The 18,255-nt window shown below is 54.0% G+C and carries 17 protein-coding genes; 7 read left to right on the top strand and 10 right to left on the bottom strand.

Features of this window, described 5'->3' with window-relative positions:
- Positions 1–59: 59 nt before the first annotated feature.
- The 5 genes from C3708_RS12785 to C3708_RS12765 form a co-directional block, all read right to left on the bottom strand.
- Positions 60–1,052, bottom strand: coding sequence for a fimbrial protein (locus C3708_RS12785; protein ID WP_103949502.1), 993 nt, complete (start codon positions 1,050–1,052; stop codon positions 60–62).
- A gap of 6 nt (positions 1,053–1,058) precedes the next feature.
- Positions 1,059–3,617, bottom strand: a complete 2,559-nt coding sequence (locus tag C3708_RS12780; protein ID WP_233210411.1) for a fimbria/pilus outer membrane usher protein — start codon at positions 3,615–3,617, stop codon at positions 1,059–1,061.
- 109 nt (positions 3,618–3,726) lie between these two features.
- The gene (locus C3708_RS12775; RefSeq protein WP_174348645.1) at positions 3,727–4,416 is read right to left on the bottom strand and encodes a molecular chaperone; all 690 of its coding nucleotides are present in this window, start codon (positions 4,414–4,416) and stop codon (positions 3,727–3,729) included.
- Between the two features lie 56 nt (positions 4,417–4,472).
- Positions 4,473–4,997: a fimbrial protein gene (locus C3708_RS12770; RefSeq protein ID WP_103946743.1), complete on the bottom strand. Its 525-nt coding sequence runs from the start codon at positions 4,995–4,997 to the stop codon at positions 4,473–4,475.
- Between the two features lie 322 nt (positions 4,998–5,319).
- Positions 5,320–5,976 carry a helix-turn-helix domain-containing protein gene (locus tag C3708_RS12765; RefSeq protein WP_095281118.1) on the bottom strand — a complete coding sequence of 219 codons (657 nt, stop codon included), beginning with the start codon at positions 5,974–5,976 and terminating at the stop codon, positions 5,320–5,322.
- Positions 5,977–6,451: 475 nt separating this feature from the next.
- Here C3708_RS12765 and C3708_RS12760 point away from each other — a divergent pair, with 475 nt between their 5' ends.
- The 4 genes from C3708_RS12760 to C3708_RS12745 all read left to right on the top strand — a co-directional run bounded on the left by C3708_RS12760 (position 6,452) and on the right by C3708_RS12745 (position 10,919).
- Positions 6,452–7,690, top strand: a complete 1,239-nt coding sequence (locus C3708_RS12760) for an MFS transporter (protein ID WP_103946741.1) — start codon at positions 6,452–6,454, stop codon at positions 7,688–7,690.
- Positions 7,691–7,705: 15 nt separating this feature from the next.
- Positions 7,706–8,731 (top strand): sugar phosphate isomerase/epimerase, encoded by a 1,026-nt coding sequence (locus tag C3708_RS12755; RefSeq protein WP_103949499.1) that lies wholly within the window; start codon positions 7,706–7,708, stop codon positions 8,729–8,731.
- Positions 8,724–9,866 carry a Gfo/Idh/MocA family protein gene (locus tag C3708_RS12750; protein ID WP_103949498.1) on the top strand — a complete coding sequence of 381 codons (1,143 nt, stop codon included), beginning with the start codon at positions 8,724–8,726 and terminating at the stop codon, positions 9,864–9,866. The genes C3708_RS12755 and C3708_RS12750 overlap by 8 nt, the downstream gene beginning before the upstream one ends.
- Before the next feature lie 75 nt (positions 9,867–9,941).
- Positions 9,942–10,919, top strand: coding sequence for a LacI family DNA-binding transcriptional regulator (locus C3708_RS12745; protein WP_103949497.1), 978 nt, complete (start codon positions 9,942–9,944; stop codon positions 10,917–10,919).
- Between the two features lie 3 nt (positions 10,920–10,922).
- Here C3708_RS12745 and C3708_RS12740 read toward each other — a convergent pair whose 3' ends face one another.
- Both C3708_RS12740 and C3708_RS12735 read right to left on the bottom strand, forming a co-directional pair.
- Positions 10,923–12,167 (bottom strand): mechanosensitive ion channel family protein, encoded by a 1,245-nt coding sequence (locus tag C3708_RS12740; RefSeq protein ID WP_103946737.1) that lies wholly within the window; start codon positions 12,165–12,167, stop codon positions 10,923–10,925.
- A gap of 63 nt (positions 12,168–12,230) precedes the next feature.
- Positions 12,231–13,652 (bottom strand): MFS transporter, encoded by a 1,422-nt coding sequence (locus tag C3708_RS12735; RefSeq protein WP_103949496.1) that lies wholly within the window; start codon positions 13,650–13,652, stop codon positions 12,231–12,233.
- Between the two features lie 107 nt (positions 13,653–13,759).
- Between C3708_RS12735 and C3708_RS12730 the strand changes: the two genes are divergently transcribed.
- The 3 genes from C3708_RS12730 to C3708_RS12720 all read left to right on the top strand — a co-directional run bounded on the left by C3708_RS12730 (position 13,760) and on the right by C3708_RS12720 (position 16,435).
- Positions 13,760–14,638 carry a helix-turn-helix transcriptional regulator gene (locus C3708_RS12730; RefSeq protein WP_103949495.1) on the top strand — a complete coding sequence of 293 codons (879 nt, stop codon included), beginning with the start codon at positions 13,760–13,762 and terminating at the stop codon, positions 14,636–14,638.
- A gap of 24 nt (positions 14,639–14,662) precedes the next feature.
- Positions 14,663–15,715 (top strand): DUF2157 domain-containing protein, encoded by a 1,053-nt coding sequence (locus C3708_RS12725; RefSeq protein WP_103949494.1) that lies wholly within the window; start codon positions 14,663–14,665, stop codon positions 15,713–15,715.
- 90 nt (positions 15,716–15,805) lie between these two features.
- The gene (locus tag C3708_RS12720; RefSeq protein ID WP_095281127.1) at positions 15,806–16,435 is read left to right on the top strand and encodes a hypothetical protein; all 630 of its coding nucleotides are present in this window, start codon (positions 15,806–15,808) and stop codon (positions 16,433–16,435) included.
- A gap of 29 nt (positions 16,436–16,464) precedes the next feature.
- Here the strand turns inward: C3708_RS12720 and nfsB are convergent, their stop codons facing one another.
- From nfsB to C3708_RS12705, 3 genes are all read right to left on the bottom strand, one after another.
- Entirely contained in the window at positions 16,465–17,118 is a 654-nt protein-coding gene (gene nfsB, locus C3708_RS12715; protein WP_095281128.1) for an oxygen-insensitive NAD(P)H nitroreductase, read from the bottom strand.
- 119 nt (positions 17,119–17,237) lie between these two features.
- Positions 17,238–17,606: an MmcQ/YjbR family DNA-binding protein gene (locus C3708_RS12710; protein ID WP_103949493.1), complete on the bottom strand. Its 369-nt coding sequence runs from the start codon at positions 17,604–17,606 to the stop codon at positions 17,238–17,240.
- A complete protein-coding gene (locus C3708_RS12705) occupies positions 17,596–18,186 on the bottom strand; it encodes a TetR/AcrR family transcriptional regulator (RefSeq protein WP_095281130.1) in 591 nt (196 codons plus the stop codon). The genes C3708_RS12710 and C3708_RS12705 overlap by 11 nt, the downstream gene beginning before the upstream one ends.
- Positions 18,187–18,255 lie beyond the last annotated feature (69 nt).

The raw sequence follows: 18,255 nt of genomic DNA, 5'->3' as shown, positions 1-18,255 counted from the left end.
TAATACTAATGAATAAGGAACCTATCAATAATGTCTTAATGATGTGCATTATCTTTCCTTTAGCGATATTCAATGTTCATTGTCACTTGGGTCGAGAAATTGCCGCCGAGAATGGTCTCGCTCCCTAGCTGCACAGGCTTAGCATTAACGCTGAGGTCTTCCGTTGAAGTGGCAAATGCCGGAATATCGATCTCTTTATCCATGACGACAGGCTGCCCATTACTGGCCCAGGACAGCTGTAATCCCAGATTAGCCCGGCTCGTTTTCACGATACCCTGATCGGCATCGTAGGTTCCCGTACTGGAGGTAAAGGTCACAGCGATAGGTTCAACGCCACCCGAATTACTGCAACGCATAGTGACAGGCGCAGTTTTAGTTTCGGCTGAGCCATTACTGATTTCGCTGGGGGATAATGAGGCCCAGATAAAAGCCATATTATGTGCGGTGATTATTTGACACGTCGAGTTCGAGACATGAAAGTGTAAATTAATACCCACAACAGCGCATATAAAATCATTGGCGTACGCTGCATTTTTTTGACATACAGCATTACTGGAGGTAACGTCATTATTAATAAATGCAATACTATTAGCGTTATAAGAAAAATCGCCCACATAGTCAGTTCCGGTTTCATCAGTGACAACTGATACCATAACTTCACCGGGGCTTTTTACAGCAACGTTAATTAATTGAGTTTCATCACTTTGCCAAATTTCGCCGCGCTCATCCCTGATGCCGAAGACCAAATAAAAACCGTTACCAATCGGGAGGCCAATATGGCCATCAATGTGACCCCAATGAATAGTCCCAGTAGTGTTAGGATCGAATTGCATTCTCATGTGGCTATTAAGACTGGATGGTCCAGTATATTGTGAGCTTCCAACAAAAATATACCGTCCAAAAGGCACGTTCCCATTGTCTGTTGGATCTTTATTAACATTGACTGTTCCACTAATATTAATGGTCTCTGTGGGAAACTTCGCTGCGTGAACGGGGGCCATGACAGAGGCTAATAAACATCCAAGCCACACCCAACTTCTAAAATTAAACATCGTGGATCATCCTCTCACCGGCAAACAGCGACCGGCAATTGTTGGCAGACTGATTTTCATATCCTGCCCGGTTAACTGGTAATGTACCTGGCACTGCTGGTCCGGCGCTTTACCCCACTGGGCAATCAGCTGCCCTTCTTCTGGCAAGCCACTCAAATACGTGGCCCCCATTTCGCCGACGATCCCTGCATCGGGTGCATTTTTACGGTCTTCTGTTAGCAGGCTGACCGTGGTGCCAAACGGCACCGCGTTTCCATCGGCCTGGGTCAAATTCATCATCACCCGATAGCCGACGTGCGGGTTAAAATCAGCCCGTACCACCGCGCCGCGCGTGGGGATCACGTCTTTGGCGCTCTCATCGAGGTCGACATTCGGCCCGAGCGTGGTGGTGTCCAGCCCGACCCGGTTGCGACGGTACGGTGAGGTGAACGGCACGATGGCGTAACCGCGGCTGTCAGTATCAACCCCGCTGTTGTTCAGCACTTTCACATCGTCAGCGCCGGGAGCCGCCACCAGCGCAATGGTATCGCCGAGCGGCTGGGACAGCGTCACGCCCTGGCTGTGGACGACGACGCCACCCTCCAGGCCGTAATTCCAGCGTTTTGAGTTGTCGCTATAGCTGTAGCCCAGGTTGCTACTTCCGTAGCGGCCTTTGTAGTTCAGGTTGGCGTTACCGTTCCCACCCTGATTCTGGCTGGCAATATTCTGGCTGACGCTGTAGTTCAGTTTGTCATCATCCGTAATCCCGTTGATGCCAGCCTGATGCTGAGTGCTACTGCGGGTGCTGGTATTGAGGTTGTATGTCGCCCAAGCGCCTTTTACCCAACGGTCAAGCGGAATGGAAACGCTGAACGACACCTGGCGGTCACTCGGTTCGTCCGGGGTGAAGTTATCGCTCAGCGTCACGCTGTAGCTTGCCCCCAGCAAGTTGTTGTTATACCCGAGCTGCAAGGTCTGCTCGGTGCCGCTGGTACCCCAGTAGTCCTGAACGCTGCCGGAAAAATAGAACGAGCCCCAGCCTTCTGGCAGTGATTGGTTTACCGAACCTTCTACCTGGCTACGTTTATGGCTATTGATCTCGAAATCGTTGCTGTCCGTGTCCTCAGCATTCAGGTCCACTGACTCCTGCAAAGTATAAAACCCGCTGGTGGAGTAGCGATAACCCAGCAGACGAAAATCGGTTTCGGTATCAGAAAAGGATTTAGCATACAGAAAACGGTACGATTGACCGGTCTGCTCCACATCGCCTGGCAGCTGGGTTTTGGCCTGGGTTACGTCGATGGAAACCGCGCCCCAGTCACCAATATTTTTCCCCATGCCCAGCGCCAGCGCCTGATACTTGTCGCTCGCCTGAACGCCGCCATACACCGTCATCCCGCCTGATAAACCACGAATCAGTGAAAGCTGGCCAAAGTCCGGATTCTCGCTACCGTAGCCACTTCGATACTGACCTGCCGTCACGCTGTATTTCAGGTGACCTTCGCGCTGTAGCAGCGGCACCGAAGCATAGGGCTGCACGAAGTGCTGCGTTGAGCCGTCTTCTTCTTTGATATCGACCGTTAAGTCGCCGCTGCCGGAACTGGCGTACAGATCGGTAATCTCGAATGCACCCGGCGCGACGTAGCTTTGATAGATGGTGTAGGCATTCTGGCTGATGGTGATTTGGGCGTTGGTTTTGGCTATCCCGCGCACGATTGGGGCAAAACCCTGCATACTGTTCGGCAGCATGGAGTCGTCCGATGCCAGCTGTGCACCGCGATACTGCACGCTGTCAAATACGTCGCCGCTGGAATACCCGTCGCCCAGCGTGAGCTGGGATTGCAGCGAAATAATACTGCGCTGCAGATAGGTATTAATGTTCTGCCACTGCCGTTCACCGTTGCTGTCGCTCCAGGTCGAATAGTTGCGCAGTCGCCACGGGCCGAGATTCAGGCCGTTTCGCAGGCTCAGGTAGTAGCTGTCATCGTGCGTGGTAGTGCCGTTGTTTTCATTGGTGCCGTTGGCGCCAGTGAAGTTGTAATCCAGCAAATAGGCCGGAATGCCGTCGTCCCATAACACCGGGTCAACGTAGCCACGCACCGCTTGCGACAGCATCGCCTGGGGGAAACTCAGCTCCAGGCGTTGTTTGTCAAACTCAAAAGCGGCACTGGAAGAGGGAATAGCCTGCAAAAAATTGACGCATTCTGCTGCGTCTGTTACCGCCTCTTTTTTTGTCCCCGCACTGTGTTGACTCAGAGCCGGGATAGCGTCAACTTTCACGCCATATTTTTTTAATTGTTCCAGCGTCAGGCAGGGCAATAAACCGGTGTCATTTTTATCCGCGCCACTGTCGTCGGCATAAAAGGTGATTTCCTGGTGGTCAACCGTTTCGTTATTGACGTTGATATCGACCAGATATTTCCCAGGCAACTGCCCACCGCTGGATTTGCTGAACGCGGAGAGATCGGCCACGGTATCGCCGCTGTCGGATTGCTCAATAAAGGCCGGGTTAAATCCTGCATCCGCAAAACTTTGCGGGGAACACAGCAGCAGGGAGAGGGTACTGCTGAGAACATAACGATGCATAACGCTGTCGCGCGTAAGTTTATGCGCAGTATTTCTGTTCCATTGCTTATTATTCATGGCGTCAGGCATTCGCTAAAAGAAAAGGAAAAAGTCAGAAGCTGGTGTGGTCTTAATTCACCGCTGCGGTAATTGCGGGAGTCACACCGCCGTAATCATTAATGGTGGTAAAGACGACCTGCTTACCCTGTACGCCAGCTGGCAATTTGAAGTGGGCCTCACTTTTCGGCATCACCAGATTGACGTTTTTAATCTCATTGCCGCTGAGTTTGACGCTGTCCAGCGTGACGGAATAGGCCGTTGGATTTTTGGCAATCAGCTCGCCACCCTGAACAGACCACTGCAGCGCTTTTGGTGATTCATCTGCTTTGCCCGGTAAATCCGCCGGACGGTAGAACATTTTTATCCGTGTTTTAATAGCCAGTTGCAGTACATTCTGCGCTTCTCCTGCTTCAGGGGCCGGAGGAATGGCTTTGACGTTGAGCCAATAAACGGACTCACGATCGTTGGGTAATTGCCCACCCGTTTTCATAATGCGCAACATATTTTCTTTATTGGCATTCAGACGGAATAATGGTGGAGTAATACTGAACGGAACTTTTTTATTTCCGTCTTTATCATCGACCCAAGATTGCACTAAAAAATATTGCTTGCTGCTGTGATTATCGACGGTAAGAGAGGCTTCTTTTGCATCCGCACTGTAAACCACGCGCGTTGCGCCCAATACAATTCCGTCAGACGCAAATACGCTGTGCGAAGCAAACAGCAATGCTGTCGCTGCGAATAAGGGTTTTAATTTCATGTACAGACCTTCTGGAAATTACGGTGCGATAAAAAAGGATTACCGCACCGCAAGGATTACTTATAGGTGACCTGGAAGTCAGCCTGTGAGTTGGCTGGGCCCACTCCTACAGATGCCAAAGTGGATTTGTAGTGTGCTTTGAAGTTCAGGACGTTTTCACCCGTTTGCAGTGAATTGTCGGCGCTTGCGGTACCCATAGGAATGACAGTTCCTGCGTTGCTCAGGATTTCAATGCCCACACCGGTCGCTGCACCAGAAACGTTGCTGATAGCCAGCAGGGTGTTATCCGTGCTGTCCTGCGAACCGGTAAACATGACGCTTGCCGTTTTCTTCACGGCGTTATCACATTCTTCCAGCTTGATGGTGAAGCCCTGATCCGCAGAGGTGTCTTTTACCTTCGCGAAAGTAGAGGCTTTGACTTTACCCAGCGAAACAGTCTGATCGACACTGTCGGTTGAAACAACACATGGGGTATCGACGATATCACCGCTAAATTTAACGGTGCCGTCAGAAGCCATCGCCGCTGAACCATAAGCTGACAGAACCAAAGCAAGACTAACTAACGCTTTACGAGAAGACATAACTATTTCCTTATTTATACAAACGATATTCGAGAACTCTTATAAATCCAGTTAATAAGAGAAACTTGACGGAGGCTACTTAGATCATAGAGCTCTAAAGAATAAATATTTTGAACTGCTAAATCTGGAAAAAATTATACTTCGGTGGAATTTAAAATGTAAGCGTCTATTTTTGGACGTAACTGGTGTCCAAAAATGGACAGTACGCATCAGTGCTGAGTTGGTGCTGGAATAGCGAGGTGTTTAAGGCGTGTTTGGAATAAAAATAGGATAAGCATAATGCCAGTACTAAGAAACATAGCCTCCGTCGAGAAGTTTGTGCTTAGTAGTTTTTAGGGAAGGGGATTCCTAACTTAATTAGTTTACCCTTCTCCATCTCAATAAAACCGCCATAACGCAAATCAGATAGAATCTTCATAACGCCACTACGGGCCAGCCGTGTTCGCGTAAGGATGTATTTTTCCACGCTCATTTCGGCATGGTTTGGGTGCTGCGCAAGCTCCGTCAGCATCATACAGACGATGCTATAGGTGCTACTGTTGACCATCACGATATCACGGTAGCTCTGATGATCGCCGATATAAGCCTGATAGGTCATGACATCACTTGCGAGGTTGTTTTCATTGATTATTTTCATTGCCGCTTCATGCGTCAAATATAGAATATCGCTCAGTCCCTGACGACGGATAGTATGCGTATGATAACGAAAATCAGACCCTTGTAACCCCAATATACCCGGGGCGATCACCGTCGCGACAAGTAGGTTGTCATGGTTGCGCCAGATATCGACTTGCCCAGAGGTGATGAGGGTAACAATAGACTTTCCATCATCATCTATGAAGGGGATTCGATCGTCGCCGTAGCGTCCAAGTAGGGGTTGTGAATGCTTTGAAAAACAATTAATTAATTTATTAATAATATCCAGAGGCTTAATAGGTTTATGCTTATATAAGTTAGCTGTTATTGCGATTTTGTTCATGGTTTCGTGTTCTTCATGGTTGGTGCAGTCACGCTGGAATTATAGCTGAAATGTTTACTGATGAGATCCGTTCTTGTTTTAAAGTCACGGTTCTATGATTCTATATTGTACTAAAAAAACCCTATTCGTCCATTATTGAATGACAATAACTTTTGTTGAGCTAATTCTGCAATAAATACCTGAGGGAATTAGCGTTATTCGACACAGACACGGTGAGGTGAAGAAAAGTTTTGCTGTGAGGCTCACAAATACCCAAAGTTAACCAGGATATTACTCATTTCAATGTTTGACGGGGTTTATCTTTTATGTTCCGAGCGTCGAGTTTCCTGCTCGCGACAACAATTCCGGCACAAAAATTTAGATCGTGACCGCTCTCGCAGTTCTGTTTTGATCAGCAGGATCTTTGTTTTGTAATCGATTACTTTTTGCTTGATGTGTTTTGTAATCGATTACTTTTTTACAGGTGAGGCTTATCATGGTGTCAACAACTGAAAGTGGTGGAAAGGCGATAGCGCAGCACCGGCTGCTGGTTCCGCGGCTGTCGCTGATGATGTTTTTACAGTTTTTTATCTGGGGTAGCTGGTCGGTCACGCTCGGCCTGGTGATGACTCAGCACAACATGTCGCTGCTCATTGGTGATGCGTTTTCCGCAGGTCCGATTGCGTCCATTCTGTCACCGTTTGTGCTTGGGATGCTGGTAGACCGCTTCTTCCCCTCGCAAAAGGTGATGGCGGTAATGCACCTCGCCGGCGCGGCGATATTGTGGTTCGTGCCGGGCGCACTGATCGCCCAAAACGGCGCTCTGCTGATTGGCCTGCTGTTTGGCTACACACTCTGCTACATGCCGACGCTGGCGCTAACCAACAACATCGCGTTTCACAGCCTGGCGAACGTCGATAAAACCTTCCCGGTGGTGCGCGTCTTTGGCACCATCGGTTGGATTGTGGCCGGGATTTTCATTGGCGTAACGGGTGTTTCAGCCAGCGTGACCATTTTCCAGGTCGCAGCCGTCAGTTCTGTTCTGCTGGCCGCCTATAGCCTGACGCTGCCGCACACGCCAGCCCCAGCTAAAGGGTTGCCGGTTGCCGTGCGCGATCTGTTCTGCGCGGATGCCTTTGCGCTGCTCAAAACCCGCCACTTCTTTATCTTCTCCTTGTGCGCGATGCTGATCTCCGTGCCGCTCGGCACGTATTACGCCTACACCGCGTCATATCTGGCTGATGCAGGGATTCAGGATGTCAGCACCGCCATGTCGTTCGGGCAGATGTCTGAGATCGTCTTTATGCTGGTGATCCCGCTGCTGTTCCGCCGCCTCGGCGTCAAATACATGCTGCTGATTGGCATGCTGGCGTGGTTTGTGCGCTATGCGTTTTTTGCGCTCGGTGTGAGTGAAGAGGGGCGTTTCTTGCTGTATCTCGGCATTCTGCTCCACGGTGTGTGCTACGACTTCTTCTTTGTTGTCGGCTTTATCTATACCGACCGCGTGGCGGGTGAAAAGGTGAAAGGCCAGGCGCAGAGCATGATTGTAATGTTCACCTACGGCATCGGCATGCTGCTTGGCTCGCAAATTTCTGGCGCGTTGTACAACCGCCTGGTAGCGGGGCAGGCCGTACCGCAGGCGTGGGTTACATTCTGGTGGATCCCGGCGGTGGCTGCGGCTGTTATCGCGTTGATTTTCCTGTTCTCGTTTAAATATGACGATGACAAGGCGTAATTTTTTGGAGGTGGTATGAGGACGATTAAGGGACCGGGTATTTTTCTGTCACAGTTTATCGGGGCACACGCACCGTTTAACTCGCTCGACGGGCTGGCAGGCTGGGCGGCAGGCAAGGGCTACAAAGCCCTGCAAATTCCGTGCAACCATCCGCAGATATTTGATCTGGAGAAAGCGGCGAGCAGCCAGACGTATTGCGATGACATCACGGGGAAACTGGCCGAACACGGGCTGGTCATCAGCGAACTGTCGACGCATCTGGAAGGCCAACTGGTGGCGGTGAATCCGGTGTACGGCGAGGCGTTTGACCACTTTGCGCCGCCTGAGGTGCGCGGAAACGATGCGGCGCGACAGGCGTGGGCAACGGCGCAGGTCAAAAAGGCTGCGGCGGCATCGGCAAAGCTGGGGCTCACCGCTCACGCGACGTTTTCCGGCTCGCTGGCATGGCCGTTTTTCTACCCGTGGCCGCCGCACAACGAGCAGCGTTTTCGCGACGCGTTTGCTGAACTCGCCAGGCGCTGGCGTCCGATTCTGGACTGCTATGATGAGCACGGCGTCGATCTCTGCTTTGAGCTACATCCGGGCGAAGACCTGCACGATGGCGTCACTTTCGAGCGTTTTCTTGCGCTGGTCGACAACCACCCGCGCTGCAACATTCTCTACGATCCAAGCCACATGGCGTTGCAGCACATGGATTACCTGGCGTTCATCGATCTCTATCACACCCGAATCAAGGCGTTTCACGTCAAAGACGCTGAGTTCCGCGCCAACGGGCGCAGCGGCGTCTACGGCGGATATCAGCCGTGGATCAACCGCGCCGGACGTTTTCGTTCTCTTGGCGACGGGCAGATCGATTTCAAAGGGATCTTCAGCAAGCTCACGCAGTACGACTACGACGGCTGGGCGGTGCTGGAATGGGAATGCTGCATGAAGGATGGGGACGTAGGCGCGAGCGAGGGCAGCGAATTTATCCGCCGCCATATCATTCCAGTTTCGGGCCGCGCGTTTGACGATTTTGCCGCAGGGGGCACGAATGATTAACGTCGGGATCGTTGGCAGCGGATTTATTGGCCCGGCGCATATCGAGGCCCTGCGCCGCCTCGGTTTTGTGCAGGTGGTCGCCCTGTGCGATAGCACGCTTGAGCAGGCGCAGGAAAAGGCGCGGGCGCTGAATGTGCCTCACGCTTATGCCAGTGTGGACGAACTGCTCGTCCATCCGGGTTTGCAGGTGGTTCACAACTGCACGCCGAATCATCTTCACGCGCAGATCAACCGGCAAATCCTGGCGGCGGGCAAACATGTGTTCTCGGAAAAACCGCTGTGCATGACCCCGCAAGAGGCGCGGGAACTGGTGGCGCTGGCAGCGCAGGCGGGCGTGGTCCACGGCGTGAGCTTTGTTTATCGCCAGTTTGCGATGGTGCGCCAGGCGGCAAGCATGCTGCGTGCGGGAAGCGTCGGCCGGCTGTTCGCCTCGCACGGCAATTATTTGCAGGACTGGATGCTGCGCGAAATCGATTACAACTGGCGCGTCGATGCGGCACTCGGCGGGGCCTCGCGAGCGGTGGCAGATATCGGCTCGCACTGGTGCGACACAGTACAGTTTGTCACCGGGCGACGGATCGTCGAGGTGATGGCCGATCTGTCGAGCGTCTGGCCGACGCGTAAAGCCAATGTGGTGGGCAACCAAACGTTTACCCAGGATGTGTCCGCCGTGTATGAGGACAAACCCGTCACCACCGAGGATTTTGGCTCGATTCTGTTCCGCTTTGACGACGGCAGCAAAGGCAGTTTCAGCGTCTCGCAGGTTAGCGCTGGGCGCAAAAACCGGCTGAGTTTTGAAATCAACGGCAGCGAGCAATCCGTCGCCTGGGATCAGGAAATCCCGCAGCAGCTGTGGATCGGTCATCGCGATCGGGCCAATCAGCTTCTGACGGACGATCCGGGCCTGATGAATTCGGACGTCGCCGACAGCGCCCACTTCCCCGGCGGGCACATCGAAGGCTGGCCCGATGCCTTTAAGAACATGATGGCGCAGTTTTATCGCGCCGTGCAGGCGGGCGCGATGCCGGAACAGCCGACATTTGCCACCTTTCACGACGGCGCAAACGTGATGTATATCATTGATGCCATTGTCAAAAGCCATCAACAGCAGCGCTGGGTTCGCGTTGAACGATGAGGTGTTGCCCGGTTCGCCGGGCAGCAAAATTGTGTTAGCCTGAGTGAAACGCCCACTGCAGGATCTATCGTCGTTATGTCTATTCAGAAAATCGCTCAGCTCGCCGGTGTCTCGGTGGCGACCGTCTCGCGCGTGCTTAATAACAGCGACTCGGTGAAAGCGAAAAACCGCGAGCGCGTCTTGCAGGCGATCAAAGAGAGTAACTACCAGCCTAATCTGCTGGCGCGCCAGCTCCGCACCGCGCGCAGCTACATGATCCTCGTGATGGTCTCCAACATCGCCAACCCGTTCTGCGGCGAAGTGGTGAAAGGCATTGAGGAAGAGGCCGAGAAAAACGGCTATCGCATTTTACTCTGTAATTCCGGTTCGGATCTGGAACGTTCACGCTCCGGCCTGAGCCTGCTGTCGGGCAAAATCGTTGATGGGATCATCACTATGGACGCGTTCTCGAAACTGCCGGAACTCTCGGCCTTGATCGGAAGCGCCCCGTGGGTGCAGTGCGCAGAATACGCTGATTCTGGCACCGTTTCCTGCGTCGGAATTAACGATGTAGACGCCTCGCAGCACGTGGTCAGCCAGCTGGCGGACGGCGGACGTCAGCGCATCGCGCTCATCAACCACGATCTCAGCTACAAATACGCCCGCCTGCGCGAACGCGGGTATAAAAGCGTGCTGCACCTGCGCTGCCTCGATTATCAGGTGGTGGAATACGCGAGCGATCTCAGCTCCAGCGCGGGGATGGAAGCGATGAAAAAACTGCTGGCGGATAACCCACCTGACGCGGTGTTCGCGGTGTCAGACACCCTGGCGGCAGGCGCACTGCGTGCCATTGAGCAGGCCGGGCTGCGGGTGCCGCAGGATATCGCGGTAGTTGGTTTCGACGGCACAGAGCTTTCAGAGATGGTCTCGCCGCCGCTCAGCACCATCGAGCAGCCGTCGCGGGATATCGGGCGCAAAGCGGTGAATTTACTGCTGAATAAAATCGATAACCCGGATGCGCCAACAGAAAGGGTAATGATGGACTGGCGCTACGTTGCCCGCGCCAGTACCTGAAGCTTATTTCGCGAAAGCATCCGCCAGGGAGCGAATATCGTTCCCGGTGGGCGATTGATGAATACGCAGTCCAAACTCTTCGACCACGGCATAAATATGGTCGAAAATATCCGCCTGAATGGTTTCATATTCCGCCCAAATGACCGTATTGGTGAACGCATATATCTCAATGGGCAGACCGTTCGCGTCGGGAGCCAGCTGGCGCACCATCAGGGTCATATCTTTACGAATACGCGGGTGGTTGCGCAGGTATTCATTCAGATACGCGCGAAACGTTCCAATATTGGTCATTTTGCGCAGATTTAATACCGATTCCCCTTCACCATTTTCCTGATTCCACAGATGAATTTCCTCATGACGCGCCGCCATATAAGGCTTGAGCAGTTTGGCCTGAATTAAGCGCTGCTGCTCATGGTCATCGAGAAAGTGAATGCTGGTGGTATCAATGCTCAGGCTGCGCTTAATTCGCCGCCCGCCTGACGCCGACATCCCGCTCCAGTTTTTAAACGAATCCGACACCAGCGCCCAGGTGGGAATGGTGCTGATGGTATTGTCCCAGTTACGCACTTTCACAGTGGTCAGGCCAATGTCCGTCACTGCGCCATCCGCGCCGTATTTCGGCATTTCCAGCCAGTCGCCAAGCTTCAGCATATCGTTCGCCGAAAGCTGAATACCGGCGACCAGCCCAAGAATGGGATCTTTAAACACCAACATTAACACGGCGGCCATCGCGCCAAGGCCGCTGATCAGAATCGCCGGTGACTGCCCAATCAGCAGGGAGATCATCAGAATGCCAACCAGGATCGCACTCACTAACTTCACGCCCTGGAATATTCCCTTAAGCGGAAGCTGAGAGGCGGTAGCCAGCTTTTGCGACAAATTGAAGATCACGTCTAATAACGAGAAGAACGAGAGCAGGGCATACACCATCACCCACAGTCGGGCGCAGGTGGTTAATATCTCAGCCGCTTCGCTGCCTTTTTGTAACCACAGCGCCGCCTGCACGTTGACGATAATCCCTTGCAGGGTAAAGGCCAGACGGTGAAATAACTTATTCTGGGTAATGATTTGCAGCCACAAATGGGAACTGGCCTGCGCCCGTTTCTCAAACAGGCGCAGCACCACTTTGTGCAATATCAGATGGACAATAACGGCAGTGAGTAAAATGATGCCAAAGATTAACACCAGCGAAGTGGTGTGATTAATTTCGATTCCTAGCTCTTCAACCTGAGCAATTAATTCCTGCATAACGTCTCCTGAATATCCTCCTTTTATCATGCAGGCTGTGCTTTTATTATGCAACCCGCGACGCTATGCAGGCAGCGGACCAGTCTCCAGTCGATGGCGCAGCCACAGAGCAATGCCGCCGAGCGTCAGCATCATAGCCACTTCGATGCTCAGAAAACCGATCATCGCCTGCGGGTAATGCCCGCCGTTGTGACGCGCAAAAGTCAGGAACAGCGTGCCCAAAATGGCCGGACCAAGGCCGAGCGTAGCCTGCTGCAAGGTGCTCAGAATGGCGCTCCCGGCTCCCGCGTCGCAGCTGCTGATATCACGCATCCCAATCCGGTAAAAGCTGTTGACGATCAACGCCTGGCCGTAGCCGATCAGAATGGTCGCCGGGGCGAGCGTCAGCGCAGTATTGGCCTGCCCGAAGCGCCAGAAGGTGGCGATCAACAGCAGCAGACCGGCGATTTGCACCGTCAGGCCGGTCATCAGAATGCGCCCCATGCTATAGCGGGCAATCAGTTTTGGCGCATACCAGGCGGAGACAAAATAAGAGACGCCAAGGGCGATAAAACTGTTCCCCGACTGCCACGGTGCCATCCCCAGCCCGGCCTGCATGGTCAGCGCCATGCAGAACATAAAGCCCGACCAGGCGCTGAAGAACAGCAGAGCGATCACCATGCCAAAGCGGATGCTGGTGAGCTTCAACAAGCGCGGCGGCAGCAAGGGATGCTCGCCGCGCTGCTGCTTACGTATCGCGCTGGCGCGCATCCACAGCATCAACGGAATCACGGCGACCAGCGCCAGTTGCAATGTGATGGGCCAGTGGAGTTCTGGGCCGAGCGCCATCGGAAACAGCAGGCAGCAAAGAATCACGGCCAGCAGCGCGGTGCCCTGCCAGTCAATGCGCGACGGCATTTCGCGGCGGGTTTCCGGCACGTAATGACGGCTCAGGGCCAGCACCAGCAGGCAGATTGGCACGTTGATAAAGAAGGCGTTTCGCCAGCCCAACCCGGCGATATCCGCCGACACCAGCCAGCCGCCGCCCATCTGACCGACGATAAAGGCAATCCCACCGATCCCGCCAAACAGACTGATGGCTTTGGCGTGCGCCGTCCCTTTCAGGGTGATGTGCAACGTGGCGAGGATTTGCGGCACGATTAGCGCCGCCCCTGCGCCCTGTAACACGCGTGCACCCAGCAATTGTTCCACGCTTCCGGCCATTCCGCACAGCAGCGACGCCAGACCAAACGCGGCTACGCCCCACATAAACAGACGGCGGCGACCGAGGTTATCGCCGAGCTTACTCCCCAGAGCGAGGCACACAGCAAAGGCAACGCCGTACAGGGCAACAATCAGCTCCAGTTCGGTGGCGGAAGCGCGTAAAGAGTGGGTGATCGAATCCAGCGCCACGTTGGTGATTGAGGTATCAATCAGCGGCAGCATCTGGCCCGTGAGCAGCAATATCAGGCCTGCGCGACCCGGTGAAACAACAGACGTATTCATGGTGACTCCATTGCGTCATTCAGCAGATGGACGTAGCATCACTGATATCAAAAACGGGTACCAGTTCTTGCTTATACTGGTACTGGCACTACCATGCAGGGGGCCGTATGACGCTGATGACCGAACCCACTTCCGCATTACAGGACGACAACCGCAAGCAGCTCGGGGCCTTTTTACGTGCGCGTCGCGAAAGCCTCGACCCGCAGCGCCTCGGCCTGCCGCGCAGCGGTCGCCGTCGCACGCCGGGTTTGCGCCGCGAAGAGGTGGCGATGCTGGCAGATGTCGGCGTGACCTGGTACACCTGGCTTGAGCAGGGCAGGGACGTGAACCCTTCAAGTGCGGTGATGGTGGCGGTAGCGAAAGCCCTGCAATGCACCGCAACGGAAACCCGGCACCTGTTTGTGCTGGCGGGGCTGCCGCCGGGGGAAGCGCCGCAGCAGGTGGCGTGCGAGGGGATCAGCGAAGGGACGCGGCGTCTGCTCGACACCCTGATGCCGAAACCGGCCAGCATTCAGAAACCTAACTTCGATATCGTGGCGTGGAACGACAGTTTCGGTCATTTGATGGGCGTGGATTTTAATGCGATTCCGCCCGAAGATCGTAACTGCATTTACCTCTTTCTCACCCATCCGGCGTGGCGCAGCAGGCTCGGCAAACGCGATGACGTTCTGCCGATTTTTGTCTCCTATTTCCGTGCGGCAATGGCTGAGCATCGCGGCGATCCGCAGTGGGAAGCGCAGCTGGCGCGTTTTTTTGCCGTCTCCGAAGAGTTCGAAGCCCTGTGGCATCAGCGCTACGACGTGCGCGGCGTCGAGAATCAGCTCAAACTCTTTAGCCACCCGGATCTGGGGGATTTTCAGCTTCAGCAGATGTACTGGTACTCGGCCCCGCGCAACGGCTCGCGGCTGCTGGTCTATCTCCCGGTGGACGACGCGGGTGAACACGCACTCAGCTGGCTGGCGCAACAGGCTGTTATACTCAACTAAATTTCACTCATTCAGGGACAGAACATGAACGTGACTCGCAAACAGGAACGCCTGCTGCGTCGGGCGCTCGTCGAATGGGAACAAGAAGGCGCGCTCAGTGCCGACGATCATCAGCGGCTGGCGGGCAGCTTAAAACGTGTGCCAATGGACTGGCAGCGGCTCAGCCGTTACGCCTTCTGGACCGCGCTGGTGTGCGTGATCATCGCGTTCGGCAGTCTGTTCGCCGACAGCGAATTGATGGAACGTATCATTGCCTTTTTCTCCTTTTCATCTGTGGCCCGCATCGGGTTGCCCGCGATGCTGGCGGTGGTCTTCTATCTGTGGGGATTCAGCCGCCAGCGGCGGGAAACCCAGTGGCATTACAGCACCGAAGCGATCCTGTTTTTGGGCGTCCTGTTCACCGCCATTGCCCTGTGGCAACTGGGCGAACGACTGGATAACGGCAGCGGACACATCGCGCCGCTGTTCCTCGCGGGCTGCGCGGTTTACGGGCTGGTAGGATTCTTCGGGCGTTCGGGGCTGGTATGGCTCTTTTTCCTGCTCTCGCTCGGCAACTGGTTTGGCGCTGAAACCGGGTATATGTCCGGCTGGGGCGCATACTGGCTGGGAATGAACTACCCGGTGCGCTTTATCTTCTTCGGCGGGGCGCTGCTGGCGCTGTGCTGGTGGCTTCGCACGATGCTCATCAAACGCAACCTGTACACCACCAGTAAAGCGATGGGGCTGACCTACCTGTTTGTCGCCCTGTGGATCATGTCGATTTTTGGCAATTACGATATCGACAACTGGTACGGCGTCACCCGCGCCGCGCTGCTGCCGTGGGCGTTGTTTTTCGCGGTCGCCGCCATTGTCTGCATCTACATCAGCCTGAAAACCGACGACGGCATGCTGCGCGGTTTTGGCCTGACGTTCCTCGCCATCAACCTCTACACCCGCTATTTCGAATACTTCTGGGACGGCATGAATAAAGTGATTTTCTTCCTGATTCTGGCGGCGTCACTGGCGGTGATAGGGCGTTATGCGGAGAGGATTTGGCACGCCGGAAACCAGCAGAAACAGGTTGATAATCAACAATGAGCTCCGGGAGTTTCAGTGAGCTTCAGCAAATTGCCCGACCTTTCGAAGGGTGATAAAGTGCACTACAGTTAAGCTATGAGAAACGCACTGATGTCACCTTTGATGATCGATTCTGCAGACTTCAGCCAGAAATTAGGCCTTATGTCCCGAAATGTGGAACATACGGAAACCTTTCTTGCACGCGGCACGGCTGAATTTCAACTGCCGGGTTTTGTTCTGCCTACCGGCTATCGCCTGCTGAAGTCCCGTCAGGGGAATGAGTACCGAATCGTCACCACGGATGATGGCAAACCCTATACTGCCTACGCGGTTAAGCTCCAGTTCCACCACGAAATTACCTATCCGGACGGAGCGGCCACGCAGATTATGGTCTGGCGTACGCCAAGAACCATCCACCAGCGCGTGGTTTCGGGTTTTCCACAATATTTTTTCCAGTGGATCTTAAGCGAGTACGACATTGTTGTTTCAGACAGCGAGCAAACCGGTGATGGTCAGCGTTTCTGGCTACGTATGATTGACTGGGCCTACACCATGCAATATCAGATTAGCGTGGCCGATGGCACCATTGCGGAGGATTGGGAGCTGACGCCGGTAGACTCTTATTCGGATCTTGAAGAGCGCTGGATTTCGTTTGCCTGGGGTTACGATCGTGACGTTCATCCGCATCGTCGGCTGGTGATCAGCAAAACGAAAATTGCTTCAAAAACCAACGAAACTTAAGCCGCCGGATTCCGGCGGCTCACATCAAATTAGCACTCAGTAATAATCGTGCTCAACGGCAGACGGGATTTAGGCAGGGACGCGTTGAAATCTTCCACGCTGTGATGGCCGACTGGCACTACCACCAGGCTGGTGAAGCCTTGTGCTTTAAGGCCGAACTCTTCGTCGAGAATGGCGGCGTCAAAGCCTTCGATCGGTACCGCATCCAGACCCAGCGCGCCCACGCCGAGCAGGAAATTACCGACGTTCAGGTAAACCTGTTTCGCCATCCACTGATCGTCATCTTTCAGATCGACACGATGCATATCAGCAAAGTAGCAGCGGCCTTTATGGTTCGCGGCTTTTGCTTCTGGTGTGGCAAAACGGCCGTCGGCTTCTTCCTGATCCACCACGCGTTCCAGCCACGCATCGTCCATCGCCGTTTTGGCGCAGAACACCACCACGTGTGATGCATCCAGCATTTTACGTTCGTTAAACACGAAAGTACCGGAGGCAGATTTTGCCACGCGCGCTTTGCCCTCTTCGGTGCTGGCAACGATGAAATGCCACGGCTGAGAGTTGGTGCTGGACGGGCTGAATTGCAGCAGGGTTTTGATTTTTTCTGCCTGTTCAGCGGTCAGCTTTTTAGCGGGATCGAATGCCTTGGTCGAGTGACGCTTCAGGGCAACTTCAATAATATCCATTACGACTCCTGGTCAAAAAAATCGCCGTTCACAGGCGAGAAAGGAAAGCAGATTACAAGGGCCAGCAACAAAAGATAAGTGCGATAAATGCGCTTAAACCGTTCGGCAGAGACGAACAATCAGGCCGGGCGAATGCGCTTTTGATCTTTTTTCGGCAGCTTATCGACGACCAGATTCCACGAGTCGAGAACCAGATCGGCCACCAGTTCTGACGTGATATCGTCGGTGGCGTAGAGGGAGATCCAGTGCTTCTTATTCAGATGATAGCCGGGTTCAATACCGCGATAGATTTGCTGGTTGAGCAGTGATTTTTCCGGCTCGGATTTCAGGCTGACGTGCGCCCGCCCGTGGGCGACCGCCATGATCATGAACATTTTACCGTTGACCTTAAATACGTCGTACTCCGGGCCAAACGGCCAGCAGTGCTCGGTGAAAGGCAACTCCAGCGCGACGCTTTTTGCGTGCTCCTGCAATGATTTACTGTCCATTAACGTCCTCGATGGCGAGCGCGCGCCACATGGATTCGAAGCCGAGAGATTTAAAATCTGCGGCGCGAGAAGGATCGCGGGTGGCGAATTCCATCGTCGTTTCGGCCAGCGATAAGAAAATCGCATCACCAAAGGTGCGGAACTCATCGGACATAAATATCTGACGCACCGAACGACGGCACAGCTCGTGCAGTTCCGGGAACATCTCATGCACCGCCTGTTCGGTTTCGGCGTTAATCTTTTCACTCACGCCGAGCTGGCGGATGGCGCCGTGGGCGACAGGGTTGCGAATGCCCCAGTCCACGTAGCTGTTCCAGATATTGCGGGTATGTTCTTTCGGGGTGCTAATAGCGCGGTCCAGATTCGCCAGCATCGTCTGGCAAAGATCTTGTTTCAGGTGCAGATAGAGGGCGTTCAGCAGATCGTCTTTCGTAGCAAAATAGCGAAACAGCGTGCCTTCAGCGACACCCGCATTTCGGGCGATCAACGCCGTCGAGGCGGCAATCCCTGACTGCGCAAATGCAGCGGTTGCTGCCTCCAGTAACGCCTGTCTTTTATCTTCACTCTTCGGACGTGCCACTAAAATTCCCCTCCTGTCAATGTGTAAAACCCTGATTGAAACATGCTCTTTGCTACGCTGCAACGCGGA

Origin of the sequence: Lelliottia sp. 7254-16 (genome assembly GCF_002922995.1) — a bacterium.
GTDB lineage: Bacteria > Pseudomonadota > Gammaproteobacteria > Enterobacterales > Enterobacteriaceae > Enterobacter > Enterobacter jeotgali.
This window is presented reverse-complemented; position numbering and strand designations above follow the sequence as displayed.